General features: G+C 62.4%; 14 protein-coding genes. 4 read left to right on the forward strand and 10 right to left on the reverse strand.

The features are described from left to right. Positions 1 to 143: 143 nt before the first annotated feature. On the forward strand, positions 144 to 1,082 hold the full coding sequence (locus CQ14_RS27785; protein ID WP_245320553.1) for an IS110 family RNA-guided transposase: 939 nt from the start codon (positions 144 to 146) through the stop codon (positions 1,080 to 1,082). Positions 1,083 to 1,099: 17 nt separating this feature from the next. Here CQ14_RS27785 and CQ14_RS27790 read toward each other — a convergent pair whose 3' ends face one another. Beyond that, a complete protein-coding gene (locus CQ14_RS27790) occupies positions 1,100 to 1,651 on the reverse strand; it encodes a carboxymuconolactone decarboxylase family protein (RefSeq protein ID WP_156435495.1) in 552 nt (183 codons plus the stop codon). A gap of 71 nt (positions 1,652 to 1,722) precedes the next feature. Between CQ14_RS27790 and CQ14_RS27795 the strand changes: the two genes are divergently transcribed. Beyond that, the gene (locus tag CQ14_RS27795) at positions 1,723 to 2,058 is read left to right on the forward strand and encodes a winged helix-turn-helix transcriptional regulator (RefSeq protein WP_057861004.1); all 336 of its coding nucleotides are present in this window, start codon (positions 1,723 to 1,725) and stop codon (positions 2,056 to 2,058) included. 99 nt (positions 2,059 to 2,157) lie between these two features. On the opposite strand, the gene CQ14_RS27800 is transcribed toward CQ14_RS27795, so the two are convergent. The 3 genes from CQ14_RS27800 to hemH form a co-directional block, all read right to left on the reverse strand. Then, entirely contained in the window at positions 2,158 to 2,604 is a 447-nt protein-coding gene (locus tag CQ14_RS27800) for an NfeD family protein (RefSeq protein ID WP_057861005.1), read from the reverse strand. A 43-nt stretch (positions 2,605 to 2,647) separates the two neighbouring features. After that, positions 2,648 to 3,649, reverse strand: a complete 1,002-nt coding sequence (locus tag CQ14_RS27805; protein ID WP_057861006.1) for an SPFH domain-containing protein — start codon at positions 3,647 to 3,649, stop codon at positions 2,648 to 2,650. 186 nt (positions 3,650 to 3,835) lie between these two features. Further along, positions 3,836 to 4,873, reverse strand: coding sequence for a ferrochelatase (gene hemH, locus CQ14_RS27810; RefSeq protein WP_057861057.1), 1,038 nt, complete (start codon positions 4,871 to 4,873; stop codon positions 3,836 to 3,838). Between the two features lie 115 nt (positions 4,874 to 4,988). Between hemH and CQ14_RS27815 the strand changes: the two genes are divergently transcribed. Continuing rightward, entirely contained in the window at positions 4,989 to 5,387 is a 399-nt protein-coding gene (locus CQ14_RS27815; RefSeq protein ID WP_057861007.1) for an MAPEG family protein, read from the forward strand. A gap of 890 nt (positions 5,388 to 6,277) precedes the next feature. Here CQ14_RS27815 and CQ14_RS44830 read toward each other — a convergent pair. Continuing rightward, the gene (locus CQ14_RS44830; RefSeq protein WP_199805625.1) at positions 6,278 to 6,442 is read right to left on the reverse strand and encodes a hypothetical protein; all 165 of its coding nucleotides are present in this window, start codon (positions 6,440 to 6,442) and stop codon (positions 6,278 to 6,280) included. 306 nt (positions 6,443 to 6,748) lie between these two features. On the opposite strand from CQ14_RS44830, the gene CQ14_RS42590 reads away from it, so the two are divergent. Continuing rightward, on the forward strand, positions 6,749 to 6,958 hold the full coding sequence (locus CQ14_RS42590) for a hypothetical protein (protein WP_082650058.1): 210 nt from the start codon (positions 6,749 to 6,751) through the stop codon (positions 6,956 to 6,958). A gap of 197 nt (positions 6,959 to 7,155) precedes the next feature. On the opposite strand, the gene CQ14_RS27825 is transcribed toward CQ14_RS42590, so the two are convergent. The 5 genes from CQ14_RS27825 to CQ14_RS27840 form a co-directional block, all read right to left on the reverse strand. After that, positions 7,156 to 7,593 carry an acyl-CoA thioesterase gene (locus CQ14_RS27825; protein WP_057861058.1) on the reverse strand — a complete coding sequence of 146 codons (438 nt, stop codon included), beginning with the start codon at positions 7,591 to 7,593 and terminating at the stop codon, positions 7,156 to 7,158. Positions 7,594 to 7,688: 95 nt separating this feature from the next. Continuing rightward, entirely contained in the window at positions 7,689 to 8,366 is a 678-nt protein-coding gene (locus tag CQ14_RS43940) for a hypothetical protein (RefSeq protein ID WP_156435497.1), read from the reverse strand. A 249-nt stretch (positions 8,367 to 8,615) separates the two neighbouring features. Then, positions 8,616 to 9,668 carry a nickel/cobalt transporter gene (locus tag CQ14_RS27830; protein WP_199805626.1) on the reverse strand — a complete coding sequence of 351 codons (1,053 nt, stop codon included), beginning with the start codon at positions 9,666 to 9,668 and terminating at the stop codon, positions 8,616 to 8,618. 29 nt (positions 9,669 to 9,697) lie between these two features. Beyond that, positions 9,698 to 10,327: a DUF1007 family protein gene (locus tag CQ14_RS27835; protein WP_156435511.1), complete on the reverse strand. Its 630-nt coding sequence runs from the start codon at positions 10,325 to 10,327 to the stop codon at positions 9,698 to 9,700. A 13-nt stretch (positions 10,328 to 10,340) separates the two neighbouring features. Next, positions 10,341 to 12,431 (reverse strand): M3 family metallopeptidase, encoded by a 2,091-nt coding sequence (locus tag CQ14_RS27840; protein WP_057861011.1) that lies wholly within the window; start codon positions 12,429 to 12,431, stop codon positions 10,341 to 10,343. Between the last annotated feature and the right edge of the window lie 65 nt (positions 12,432 to 12,496).

A 12,496-nucleotide genomic window follows, 5' to 3' on the forward strand; every position in this document is an offset into this window, starting at 1 on the left:
GGCGATCGGATCGAGCCCACCCAGAGCAGTTTGTGGCTGCCCCGTAGCGTGATCGCGTCAGCACCTTCATCGGACCCGGATGGTTGCCGGAACAATCAGGTTCGCTTCACAAGGCGGGGTCGAGGAAGATGACGCAGACTAGCATGATGACGGCGGGAATCGATACGTCCAAAGCCAAGCTCGACATCGCGCTCCACGGTCGAACCGAACGCTGGCAGGTCGCCAACGCTTTGCCCGGCTGGCGCGCTCTGGCAGCCAGTCTGACCAAGGCCCACGTCAATCGGGTCGGGATCGAGGCGACGGGCGGCTATGAACGCGGTGTGGTGGAATATCTGCGCGCGGCAGGCCTTGTCGTGCTGGTGCTGCAGCCGATCCAAGTCAGGGCGTTCGGCCGCATGCATCTGCGCCGTGCCAAGAACGATGTGCTGGATGCGGTCTTGATCGCGGCCTGTGCCGCGGCGCTCGATCAGGTGAGGATCCAACCTGATCAGCGCCTGGCAGAACTGGCAGAACATCTCACCTTCCTCGAGCAGATCGAGGAAGACATCAGGCGTTGCAAAACCCGGCTTGAGCACATCGATGAGCCCAAGTTGCGACGCCTGGTGCTTGGTGACATTGCCCGCTTGAAGGCGCGACGGCTCGCCCAGATCCGTCACCTTGCCAAACAATTGCGCTCTCACCCCGATCTCGCTACCCGCCTTGATCTGGTACTCAGCATTCCCGGCATCGGCGAACGCACCGCCCTTGCGCTTCTGATCCGTATGCCTGAACTCGGCTGCGTCAGCCGCGAGGAAGCCGCAGCCCTCGCAGGACTGGCTCCCTTCGACAACGACAGCGGCCAGAAAAAAGGCCAACGTCGCATCGCCGGCGGTCGAGCTCGCCTGCGCCGCTCATTGTTTGCGGCTGCCCTGCCGGCGGCCTTCCGCTGGAATAAAGCCCTTGTCGCGCTGTATGCACGGCTGACCGCGGCTGGAAAGGCCCACAACGCAGCCCTGGTCGCATGCGCCCGAAAGCTTCTTATCTATGCCAATATCGTCGTCCAACGGGGAACGCCGTGGACCGAAAGACCCCTCGGCGCTTAATGGTTGCTACGGCTCCGTCACTTCGGGAATCTCGCCGCCTTCTCCTCCAGCGGCAGCGCCAATCCGTTCGCGAGATACGACACCGTGCGGTAGAATCCGCACAGCAGGATGATCTCGAATATCTTTGCATCGTCGTAGTGCGCCGACAGCGCAGCGAACTCCGCGTCATCGAGCGTCGCCCGCTCGTGCAGCGCGTCGACCGCGGCGATCAGCGCCTGTTCTGCCGCCGACCAACAGCCAGCATCGGCATCGCCGAGCACGGTGGCGCGGACCTGCGCTTCCGTTAGCCGCGCGGCTTCCGCGAACGTCGTGACGTGCACGCCCCATTCGTATTCGCAACCGTTGCGCGCGCAGGTGCGGTCGATGACGATCTCGCGCTCGCGTAATGACAACGGACCGCGGTCGAGCAGACTGCCGGCGCGGAATTTCTCCCAGGCGCGGGCGTTGCCGGCGATGACGCGGAACAGCGTCAGCGGCGGCGCGCCGCGCATGATGCGGTCGAACTGGCTCTGAATCTCCGGTGCATAAGGCGGCTCGAGCGGCGCGATGCGCGGCATGGTCTGGGACAAGGCCAACTCCTGTGCTACAAATAACGTAGCACTACGCTACATTATTTGTAGCGGTAAACAAGAGGGGTCCGATGTCGAAACCGGCCGCCAGGACGAAACAACGCGCCGTTCGCGGCTCCAGGACCGGGCGCCCGATCATGGCCCTGCTCGACCTGCTCGGCCGCCGCTGGACCTTGCGGATCGCCTGGGAGCTGCGCAACGGCCCCCTGACCTCGCGCGCGCTCCGCACCGCCTGCGACGACGCCTCGCCGACGGTGGTGCAGGCCCGCCTGTCGGAGCTGCGCGAGGCCGGCCTCGTCGAGCTTCTGGACGGCGACGGCTATCACCTGACGCCGCTCGGCAGGGAGCTGATGGAAAGCTTCCTGCCACTGCATCACTTCGCCGAGCGGTGGAGCCGGCGGAGTTGATCGGGGTTACAGGTCCATCAACTCGCACCAACTTTCGCGGATAGAGCCCCTCACCCCACCCCTCTCCCCGCGAAGAGCGGGGCGAGGGAGCGCACCAGTCTAGGCCACCGCCACCGTCAAACTTGCTCCGTCAGCCCGCACCACCTTCACCCTGCTGCCGGCGGGCGCGTCAGGGCCGGCGACACGCCAGATCGTGTCGTCGATCCGCACCGTGCCTGACCCGTCGACGATCGGCTTTTCCAGCGTGAATTCGCGGCCGATCAGCGCCTCGGTCCGCCTGTTGAGGAACGGGCTGTTCAAGTTGCTGCTTCCGGCGCTGCGCGCAAAATATCGCCACGCCGGCACGGCGGCGATGGCGAATATCGCGAACATCAGGAGTTGCGTCTGCCAGGAGGGATTGATCGCAAACGACACCAGCCCGACCAGGAGCGCCGCGAGCCCGAGCCAGAACATGAAGACACCCGGCGCCAGCAATTCCAGCGCCATCAGGAGGAAGCCGAAGATCAGCCAATTCCAGGTGCCTAACGTCGAAAACATCTCGGCCATGACACGAACCTCTAATAAAACATTGTGATCTTACAACCTAACCTCACTGCTGCGGCGTGATCGGCGGCGGCGTCGGGCCGGCGCTCGGCACCGACGACGTCCGCCGCGCGGCCGCTGTCGCCGACGCCGCGCTCTCGCCGAATGCCGCCTTGGCGATCTCGCCGATGCCGGCCAGCGAGGACAGCACGCTGGTCGCTTCCACCGGGATCATCAGGATCTTCTGGTTCGGCGATTCCGCGAACTGTCCGAACGCCTTGATGTATTTGTCGGCGATAAAATAGTTCAGCGCGGCAATATCGCCCTTGGCGATCGATTCGGAGACCATCTGCGTCGCCTTGGCCTCGGCTTCCGCCAGACGTTCGCGCGCCTCGGCGTCGCGGAAGGCGGCTTCGCGGCGGCCTTCGGCCTGCAAAATCTGCCCCTGCTTGGCGCCTTCCGCGCGCAGGATTTCGGACTGGCGCTGGCCTTCCGCCTGCAGGATGTCGGCGCGCTTGACGCGCTCGGCCTTCATCTGCCGGCCCATCGCTTCGACCAGATCGGCTGGCGGCACGATGTCCTTGATCTCGATGCGGTTGACCTTCAGCCCCCACGGCGAAACCGCGGCATCGACCACCCGCAGCAGCCGCTCATTGATCTCGTCGCGATGCGACAGCACCTGGTCGAGGTCCATCGAGCCCATCACCGAGCGGATGTTGGTCATGGTCAGCACGATGATCGCCTGTTCGAGATTGGCGACTTCGTAGCTGGCCTTCGCCGCGTCGAACACCTGGAAGAAGGCGACGCCGTCGACCGTCACGGTGGCGTTGTCCTTGGTGATCACCTCCTGCTCGGGAATGTTGATCACCTGCTCCATCATGTTCATCTTGCGGCCGACGCGATCGAAATAAGGCACGATGATGTTCAACCCTGGCGACAGCGTGCGGGTATATTTGCCGAACCGCTCGATGGTCCAGTCATAGCCCTGCGGCACCGTCTTGACCCCTGCGAATAGCGTAACAATGACAAGCAGAACAAAGGCGATCGCGAAAATATCGAAGCCAGTCATAAAGTCCTCCAGATACGGCAAGGTGAGCGTTGCCGGACGCGGTCTCTCATTTTGTCAGCAAAGCCGCGGCGCCGGTTCAGGCCGGCTGTTCTCAAGTTACCGCTATATAGCTGGGGAACATTTTGCCGGCCACCAGATGTTCTCAGTGGCCGAACGACGGCAAGCTATGGGAAATTTTTCGGCGAACTAAATCCACCCCTGCAATTCGCGCAAAACAAGCTGGCGGATGACGTCCATGCCGGGCTCGCTGTCATTGAGGCAGGGAATCGCGGAAAATTGCTCGCCGCCGTTGTGCTTGAAAATCTCGGCGTTTTCCTCCGCGATCTCCTCCAGCGTCTCCAGGCAATCGGCGGAGAAGCCGGGAGTCACGACGGCAATGCGCTTCACACCATCTTTCGCAAGTTTTTCGATGGTCTTGTCCGTATAGGGCTGCAGCCACTCGTCGTTGCCGAAGCGCGATTGAAATGTAAGCAGCAGTTTGGAGGCATCAAGCCCCATGCGCTTGCGCAACGCTTCCGTTGTTGCGACGCACTGCGCCTGATAGGGGTCGCCCTTGTCGACATATTTCTGCGGCATGCCGTGAAACGACGCCACGATCAGCTCGGGTTGAAACGGCAGGCTCGCCAGATGCTCTGACATAGAGACGGCGAGCGCCTCGATGTAATCGGGATCGTCATAATAAGGCGGGCTCACCCGCAGCGTCGGCTGCGCGCGCATGGCGGCGAGCGCGCGAAACACCTCGTCGCACACGGTCGCCGAGGTCGCCGCGGAATATTGCGGATAGAGCGGCACCACGAGCAGGCGATCGCACCCCTGAGCCGCCAGCGCCTCGATGCGCGCGCGGATCGACGGGTTGCCGTAGCGCATCGCCCAGTCGATCACGACGTGCTCGCGGTCCGAGATCGCTTCGGCGAGCTTTTCGGCCTGCGAGCGGGTGATCGTTTTCAGCGGGGATTCGTCTCTCTCGGCGTTCCAGATCTTCCGGTAGTCGCGCGCCTTGCGAGCAGGGCGCACGCGCAAAATGATGCCGTTGAGGATCAGCTTCCAAACCAGGCCCTGGTCCTCGATCACGCGCGGATCGGACAGAAATTCCTTGAGATAGACCCGCACCCCCTGGGCATCGGCGGTATCGGGCGTGCCGAGATTGACCAGCAGCACGCCGATGCGTTGCGGCGGGGATGCCGATGCCTGCTTCGCATTGCCAAAGGGGATGACCACGGTCATGATCTCGATGCCTTCGCGCGTTGCACCATCCTTGTCAAGACAACCGCCGGTTCGGTACGCTTCCCAGATTGCCGCGGGGCGTGCGCGCGATAGAGTGCGCGCGGGGAGAGGAACCATGACGATCGCCGAATGGTGCGTTTTTGGGACGCTGCTGCTCTATCTGCTGACGATCGCCTCGGTCAAATGGGCCGCCTCCGCACGTTTCGACAATGCCAAGCCGCGCGATCCCGCGTTCTACCAGGACCCGATCCGCGCCCGCGCGCTCGGGGCCCATCAAAACGGCATCGAGGCCTTTCCGTTCTTTGCCATCGCCGTGCTGCTGGCGGAATTCCGGCTGGGGCCGCAGCGCCTGATCGACGAACTTGCCATTCTCTTCGTGATCGTGCGGATCGCCTACGTCTTCACCTATCTCGGCGACCGTCCGACGCTGCGCTCGATCCTCTGGAGCCTCGGATTTGCGATCAACATCGCGATTTTCTTTCTGCCGGCGATCAAGGGGTATTTGCCGGCGTAAGGTCCGGCGGCTGATCGTGCTGCGCTCTCTCCGCCGTCATTGCGAGCGAAGCGAACCAATCCATAGCTTGGCTTGAGGATAGATGAATTGCTTCGCTACGCTCGCAATGACGTGGATATAGTTTCGCGTTCTCGCGGCGCTGATCGCCCGAGGTTTGCATCTTCGCTTGTCCCTCTAGAATCAGAGGGCGCAGGGAAGACCGGGTGCGCGCTGCACCCGCGGTCTCGTGTGCANGTGTGCATAAGAAATGCGCACACGAGCATACAGGTTCAGCGGAAACACTCCGGCCTTCCCTGCGCAATGGTTTTACGGCTTATAACGAGCTCTCCCCGGAGAACGGCTCTTTTGCCTCCGTCGCCCCTGAGAAGCTTCGCTTCTTAAGAGCTTAACGCCAGCACCGCGACGCCAGGACCACACGCCTTCACCGTACGCTTCCGGCGCGCACGTCTCGCGCCATCCGCGTCCATCGCATCTCACCGCGCGTTCGTGACGATGGCCAACGCCCCTCATNGGTGAGACCGGCGGAGTTATGCGACTGATTTGGGTCACGTGTTAAGCGGAATATTTTCGATTCACGGGCTTGACACGATTTCGGAAAATCAGAAGTGATTTGCTTGTTGCGTTTTCTTGTCACCGCGGCGCATCGAGATTGCGCTTGCATGCGAGGCCAATCAGATCGCAATCCGCAGGGTGGGCAAAGCGACTCGTCCGCCGTAGCTCAAAGAGCGAAGGCGGAAGCGTGCCCACCATCAGGAAGCGTGCTCGCCGATGGAATGGTGGGCACGGCGCTTAAGCGCCTTTGCCCACCCTACGACCGGCTACGGCTGGCACGGCTCACATCGAGACAATTCCGTAGATGATCGAGCGGGCGCCTTGGTGGTCGGGCCGCCTCACTGCGGCAAATCCTTGCAGAGCTCGATGACGATCATGACCAGCGAGCCGATTGCGACCACCACCGGACAGATAAACGGTAACTCTTCCAGCAGCCCGACAAGGACCGCCCGGACGCGGAGAGTTCTCTTCACATGCGCGAAACGCAAGCCTGCCACACCCATCGGATATCTCCGTTTGGCCCCCAGCAGCAGCGGTCGGATTCTTAAACGTGAAGCGAGCCCCGGCTATAGCCAGTTCGGGTGTTCCCTTGATCAAGGTGAAGGAACCCTTGCAAGGGGTCATGGAGCGCGTGTCAGAACAGGCCAGATTATGCACCACATCGTACACAACGACATTGCGCGAGGTGGCGCATGTCGAACACAGACGCCGTGATCTTCCTGGGTTGGAACGCCCGAGCCGGCACGAGGTTAGATAGCTTGCGTACCATCCCGGCTGTGCCGACCGGCGCGTTGCATTGGAGGCGGCGCATGAAAACCATCGTTGACGAAGCCGGCGAGGTCATCGCCAAAGCAACGGATGACCATACTCTCGTCGGCGGCCACCATCGCCTCGCGGTGGCGGCCAGCCTCGGTCAAAGACTGTTCTGGCGAGATACCGGCGAACCCGTGAAGCTTGATCTGTTCTTCAGGCATAAATTCTCTTCGACAGACAGCCTGAGCCGCTCGCCGAGGTTATAGTTGTTCTGATGCATCGCGGTGCGCTGCTGCGCTGACCGCGCACGACGGTCGATAGCATTACGACATCTGCGCCGTGGCCCGTCCGCGTCATTGCGAGCAAAGCGAAGCAATCCATTGTCACCACGTGCGCGGATGGATGGATGGATTGCTTTGTTCGCAATGACGGTGGAGATAGTCACGCTCTCGCAACGCAAATCTCACGCCACCAAATGTCGCTCCCGCGTCGCAATCAAATCCCGTATCTCCTTCGATATCGGGACCGGGCGATGCGTGTTCTGATCAGTGTTGACCCAGACGATTTCGCCGGTCACCAGCGCGTCGCCGCCGCCTTTGAGGAAGATCGCGAGTTCGAAGGTGAGACTGGAATTGCCGATCCGCGCCACGCGCGCGCCGACGTCGAGCTCCCAGTCGAAACGGACCGGCGCCTTGTATTCGATGACGGATTTCACGACGTGGAAATCGACGCCGCTCTTCTTGGCATCGGCATATTGGTCATAGCCGAGCGCGCGGAAATACTCGGTGATGGTGGTGTCGAAATAAGTCAGGTAATGTGCGTTGAAGACGACGCCCTGGCCGTCGATTTCGGAATAGCGCACCCGGAACGGGTGAAAGAACCAGAATTGATCGCGTGACATGGCAGTACTCTCAAAATCCATAGACGTTGGCAGAACCCCGCTTTGGTCCGCAGCCCCGAGACCAAGTCGGGTCTCCTAACCATCAATCGGTGACGTTAGGAATTGTCGCGATTATTCAAAGCATGCTGGAGCGCAGGGTTTCCCGCGATTAGCATCTGAAGAGCAGAAGACGAGCCCGCAAATTGAGGGCCGTCACCATTCTTAGTGCGCCTTTCAATTTCCCTGTCTACAGCCGTCCAGTCTCCGGGGTAGCGGGCAATAAAGGCTGCATCATCGGAGTCAAATATTGAGCGCCAAGGCTCGCCCTCCGCGATTGTTAGCGTTCCCAAATTGAGAGGGTCAGCTCGCGTCGGACTACCTCCATAGAATAATTGATCATCGATCGTTTTGAAACTCGGATCGCTTGTAAGCATCAGGAATGCCAACGAGCTTTCACCTTTTCGGGCCTCTGGTCGCGGTCGATGCACCTCAAAAATCGCGGCGCTCCGATCGGGAGAACTGCCTTTACGAGGATCGCGCGGAGGCTTCCCAGCAGGAAATACGGGGAATGCGTTTACATAAGCCTGCAGTAATCGTCCTGTGACATCGTAGTCAGCAGATATATTCCACCGCCAGATGTAGTACTCGCACAGGTTTATGTCGTAGATGTATTTTTCAACGCCTTCCTGGGTGGGATGTATTTTGAGGGTCGCTCGCCCCGCATCTACAAATGTACGCCGCATCGTATCGCGATCGGTGCCGAGCGGAAGCTCCATTTGGATGAATTTTCCCATTTCCTCCAAAGATACTAGCGCTTCAAATCTGAAATGATCCAACTGACCCGATGTTGGTGATCCGGCGCTTTCCTGAAGAGAGGATCGAAACCTGTCCCTCATCCATCTCATCAACTGCAAGGTGACGCCCCCAGTGTTTCGCCAATGTTACTATGCATATACTCGAGCAGTTCGTAGTCCGCATGAGCGCAGCGATATGCGGGGAAAGGTCGCGGATATCGCTGCGCTCATCCGGGCGACAGGTTGACGTCACAGACACGTCGCGCGTTCGGCGGCGAGGTAGCCGAACAGCAGACCGAGGCCGAACAGGAGCACGAGGCCGGCGGCGCCGAACTCGATGCCGCGCATGATCAGCGCGCCGCCGCCCTCGCGGCCGGCGCTGAGTCGGCGGGCGAGGCCCTTGGCCGAGACGGCAATGATGGCGATGGTGGCAACCGTGATGGCGGTGCCGAGGCCCATCACGAAGGTGGCGGCGATGCCGGCCAGGAACAGGCCCTGCGCCAGCGAGAACACCAGCACCAGGATGGCGCCCGAGCAGGGCCGCATGCCCACCGCAAAGATCGTCCCCAGGCCGCGCCGCCAGCCGCCAGGGCCGGCGAGCTGATCCGGGGTCGGCCCGTGCGAATGGCCGCAATGCTCGTCATGAACATGGCCATGGCCGTGATCGTGGTCATGTCCATGGTCGTGATCATGATGGTGATGCGCGTGCCCGTGACCGTGATCGTGATGATGACCGGCCGTGGCCACCGCCATCGGCGGCACCGGCTTCGCCTGCAGCGCGCGCATGAAACCGCCGCCCTTGGTCCAGACCAGCCGGGCGCCGAAGGCCGCGATCAGGCCGTAGCTGACGATCTCGATCGCCTTCTCCGCAGAGCACATCGTCTTGGCGGTGGAGGAGAGCAGCCAGGCGAACACGGCGACGATCGCCACCGCCACCAGCGCCTGCAGGAACGCCGAGGCGAAGGACAGCACGATGCCGCGCCGCGCCGTTTCCTCGTTGGCGACGAGATAGGACGAGATCACCGCCTTGCCGTGGCCGGGCCCGGCGGCGTGGAAGATCCCATAGGCAAACGAGATCCCGAGCAGCGTCCAGACCGCGCTGCCGTCCGATTTCGCCGCGCGGATGGTCTGCGACATCTCGCGATAGAATTCGGACTGCTTGGCCAGAATCCATCCGATCACGCCGCCAACCTGCGGCTCGGCGGCAGGCCGCGGCGCGCCGAACGGGTTCTGCGCCATCAGCGCGTGCCAGGCGGCGTCGAAAACCATCACGGCCGCGAGCGCCGCAGCCGTGATCGCCATGCCCTGTGCTAGCCTTGCAGGCGACGGCTTCACGGGCAGTTCACCGTGATCTTGTTGGCGAACATCGCGCCATAGTTGGAATTGTCGCCGTTCATAAAATTCTGCTCGTTCAGCCGCTGGGTGTTCGCGGTTTCGTCATTCGGCCGCTGGAATTTCATCTGGCAGGCGGCCGGCGCGCCGACCAGTTTGATCGGATCCTTGTCGTCGAACTTGAAGTCGATGAAATAGGAGGGATCGAACACCTCCAGCGCCAGCTGCTTCGATGTCACCGGCGCCTTCAGCGGCAGCACGAAATGCAGCGTCAGCGCGCTGTCCTTGTATTCGAGGTAGTAGTCGGTGGGCTCATTGAACTTCTCCTTCTTGCCGTCGGCCTTGGCGAAGGTGAAGTAGGCGAAATCCTTCAGCGACTCGACATTGGTCTGCGCCAGCGGCGCCAGTTCCTCGCGGGTGTAGACGCCCTTGGTCTTGGTCTCGATGCCCTGCAGCGCATAGGTCGAGAACATGTCGTCAAAGGTCCAGGCGTGGCGCACGCCCGTCATCGAGCCGTCGGGCGCGTAGACCACCTCGCTTTTGGCGGTGATCCAGACATGGGGATGGGCCTCGGCCGCGACCGTGCCGAGCGCCGTGATCAGGAGGACGAAACCGAGCAATCGCTGCATGACCGCACGCATCTCAGGCCGCCGGCGTTGCTTCGAGCAGGCCGCGGCGGCGCAACAGCGCATCCGCCTCCGGTTCGCGGCCGCGGAAGGCGACATAGGCCTCCTCGGGGTTACGCGAGCCGCCCGACGAATAGATGTCGTCGTGCAGCCGCTTGGCGGTGGCGGGATCGAAGATGTCGCCGACCTCCTCGAAGGCGCCGAACGCGTCGGCATCCATCACCTCCGACCACATGTAGCTGTAATAGCCGGACGCATAGTGATCGCCGGAGAAGATATGGCCGAACTGCGTGGGCCGGTGCCGCAGCGCGATTTCCGCGGGCATGCCGATCTTCTCCAGTTCCGCCTTCTCGAAGGCCGCGACGTCGCGGCTGGCCGCGGCCGGCTGGGTGTGGAATTCGAGGTCGATCAGCGCCGAGGAAACGAACTCCACGGTGGCAAAGCCCTGGTTGAACTTTCGCGCGGCGAGGAAACGCTGCAGCAGGTCGTCCGGCAACGGCTCGCCGCTCTGATAGTGTTTTGCGAACTGCCGCAGCACCTGCGGCTGCTCCTGCCAGTGCTCGTAGAGCTGCGAGGGCAGCTCGACGAAATCGGTGAACACTGAAGTCCCCGACAGCGAGGGATAGGTCACGTTGGACAGCATGCCGTGCAGGCCGTGGCCGAACTCGTGGAACAGGGTGCGCGCGTCGTCCGGCGACAGCAGCGACGGCTGGCCGTCCGAGCCCTTCGAGAAATTGCAGACGTTGATGATCAAGGGCGCAATCTCACCGTCGAGCTTCTGCTGGTCGCGCAGCGAGGTCATCCAGGCGCCGGAGCGCTTGGAGGGCCGGGCGAAGTAGTCGCCATAGAACAGCGCCTTGTGCTGGCCGTCAGGACCCTTGACCTCCCAGACCCGGACGTCCGGATGCCAGACCGGGATGTCCTTGCGCTCGGCAAAGGTGATCCCGAACAGGCGGGTGGCGCAGTCGAAGGCGGCCTCAATCATGTGGTCGAGCACCAGGTAGGGCTTGATGGCGGCGTCGTCGAAATCGGCTTTCCGCTGCCGCAGGATTTCGGCGTAGTAGCGCCAGTCCCACGGCGCCAGCGTGAAGTTGCCGCCCTCCTCCGCGATCAGCGCCTGCAGCGCGTCGCGGTCGGCGAGCGCACGCTCCCGGGCCGGCTTCCAGACCCGTTCCAGCAGGCCGCGGACGGCGTCCGGCGTCTTGGCCATGGAATCCTCCAGCCGGTAGGCGGCGTAGGTCGGAAAGCCCATGATCTTGGCGGCCTCCTCGCGGAGCTCCAGGATCTCCACGATGGTGTCGTTGTTGTCGTTGGCGTTGCCGTTGTCGCCGCGGGCGGTGAAAGCCTTGTAGACCTTCTCGCGCAGGTCGCGGCGGGAGGAGCTCTTCAGGAACGGCTCGACCGAGGAGCGCGACAGCGTCACGATTGCCTTGCCCGCCATGTCCCGCTCTTCGGCCGCCGCCTTGGCCGCCGCGACGAAGGCCTCGGGAAGGCCGGCGCGGTCGTCCTCGCCGAGCTCCATGAACCAGTCCTGCTCGTCGCCGAGCAGATGGTGGCTGAAGGAGGTGCCGAGCTGGGCCAGCCGCTCGTTGATCTCGGCCCGGCGCTTCTTGGCAGCCTCGTCGAGGCCGGCGCCGGCGCGATAGAAATTAGTGTAGGTGCGCTCCAGGAGCCGGTTCTGCTCACCGGTCAGGCCGAGCGTGGCGCGGTTCTCGTGCAGCATCGCGATGCGGCCGAACAGCACCGCGTTCATCATGATCGGGTTCCAGTGCCGCGCCATCCGCAAGGAGACTTCCTTGTCGATCTCCAGGATCGCCGGATTGGAGTGCGCCGAGACCAGGTCGTAGAACACGGCCGCGACCTTGGAGAGCAGCCTGCCCGAGCGCTCCAGCGCCGTGATGGTGTTGGCGAAGTCCGGCGCCGACGGATCATGGGTGATCGCCGCGATCTCGGCGGCATGGTCGGCAAAGGCCTGTTCGAAGGCCGGCAGGAAGTGCTCCGGCTCGATTTCGGCAAAGGGCGGCGTCTCGAACGGCGTCTGCCACGGCCGGAGCAGCGGGTTTTCGCCAGCTTCCGAGGGGGTCGCCGTCTGCGGGGTTTCTGACATCACAATTCCCGTTTTTGCCTCGTTTTCTTGACGTAAACCGGTACCGATTTCGCTCGAAAACGCTC

The organism is Bradyrhizobium lablabi (genome assembly GCF_001440475.1).
GTDB classification, from domain to species: domain Bacteria; phylum Pseudomonadota; class Alphaproteobacteria; order Rhizobiales; family Xanthobacteraceae; genus Bradyrhizobium; species Bradyrhizobium lablabi.

Coding starts and splice junctions, on each gene's coding strand:
- CQ14_RS27785 (WP_245320553.1), top strand. CDS start 144: ATGATGACGGCGGGAATCGATACGTCCAAAGCCAAGCTCGACATCGCG.
- CQ14_RS27795 (WP_057861004.1), top strand. CDS start 1,723: ATGTCGAAACCGGCCGCCAGGACGAAACAACGCGCCGTTCGCGGCTCC.
- CQ14_RS27800 (WP_057861005.1), bottom strand. CDS start 2,604: ATGGCCGAGATGTTTTCGACGTTAGGCACCTGGAATTGGCTGATCTTC.
- CQ14_RS27805 (WP_057861006.1), bottom strand. CDS start 3,649: ATGACTGGCTTCGATATTTTCGCGATCGCCTTTGTTCTGCTTGTCATT.
- hemH (WP_057861057.1), bottom strand. CDS start 4,873: ATGACCGTGGTCATCCCCTTTGGCAATGCGAAGCAGGCATCGGCATCC.
- CQ14_RS27815 (WP_057861007.1), top strand. CDS start 4,989: ATGACGATCGCCGAATGGTGCGTTTTTGGGACGCTGCTGCTCTATCTG.
- CQ14_RS44830 (WP_199805625.1), bottom strand. CDS start 6,442: ATGGGTGTGGCAGGCTTGCGTTTCGCGCATGTGAAGAGAACTCTCCGC.
- CQ14_RS42590 (WP_082650058.1), top strand. CDS start 6,749: ATGAAAACCATCGTTGACGAAGCCGGCGAGGTCATCGCCAAAGCAACG.
- CQ14_RS27825 (WP_057861058.1), bottom strand. CDS start 7,593: ATGTCACGCGATCAATTCTGGTTCTTTCACCCGTTCCGGGTGCGCTAT.
- CQ14_RS43940 (WP_156435497.1), bottom strand. CDS start 8,366: ATGGGAAAATTCATCCAAATGGAGCTTCCGCTCGGCACCGATCGCGAT.
- CQ14_RS27830 (WP_199805626.1), bottom strand. CDS start 9,668: ATGGCGATCACGGCTGCGGCGCTCGCGGCCGTGATGGTTTTCGACGCC.
- CQ14_RS27835 (WP_156435511.1), bottom strand. CDS start 10,327: ATGCAGCGATTGCTCGGTTTCGTCCTCCTGATCACGGCGCTCGGCACG.
- CQ14_RS27840 (WP_057861011.1), bottom strand. CDS start 12,431: ATGTCAGAAACCCCGCAGACGGCGACCCCCTCGGAAGCTGGCGAAAAC.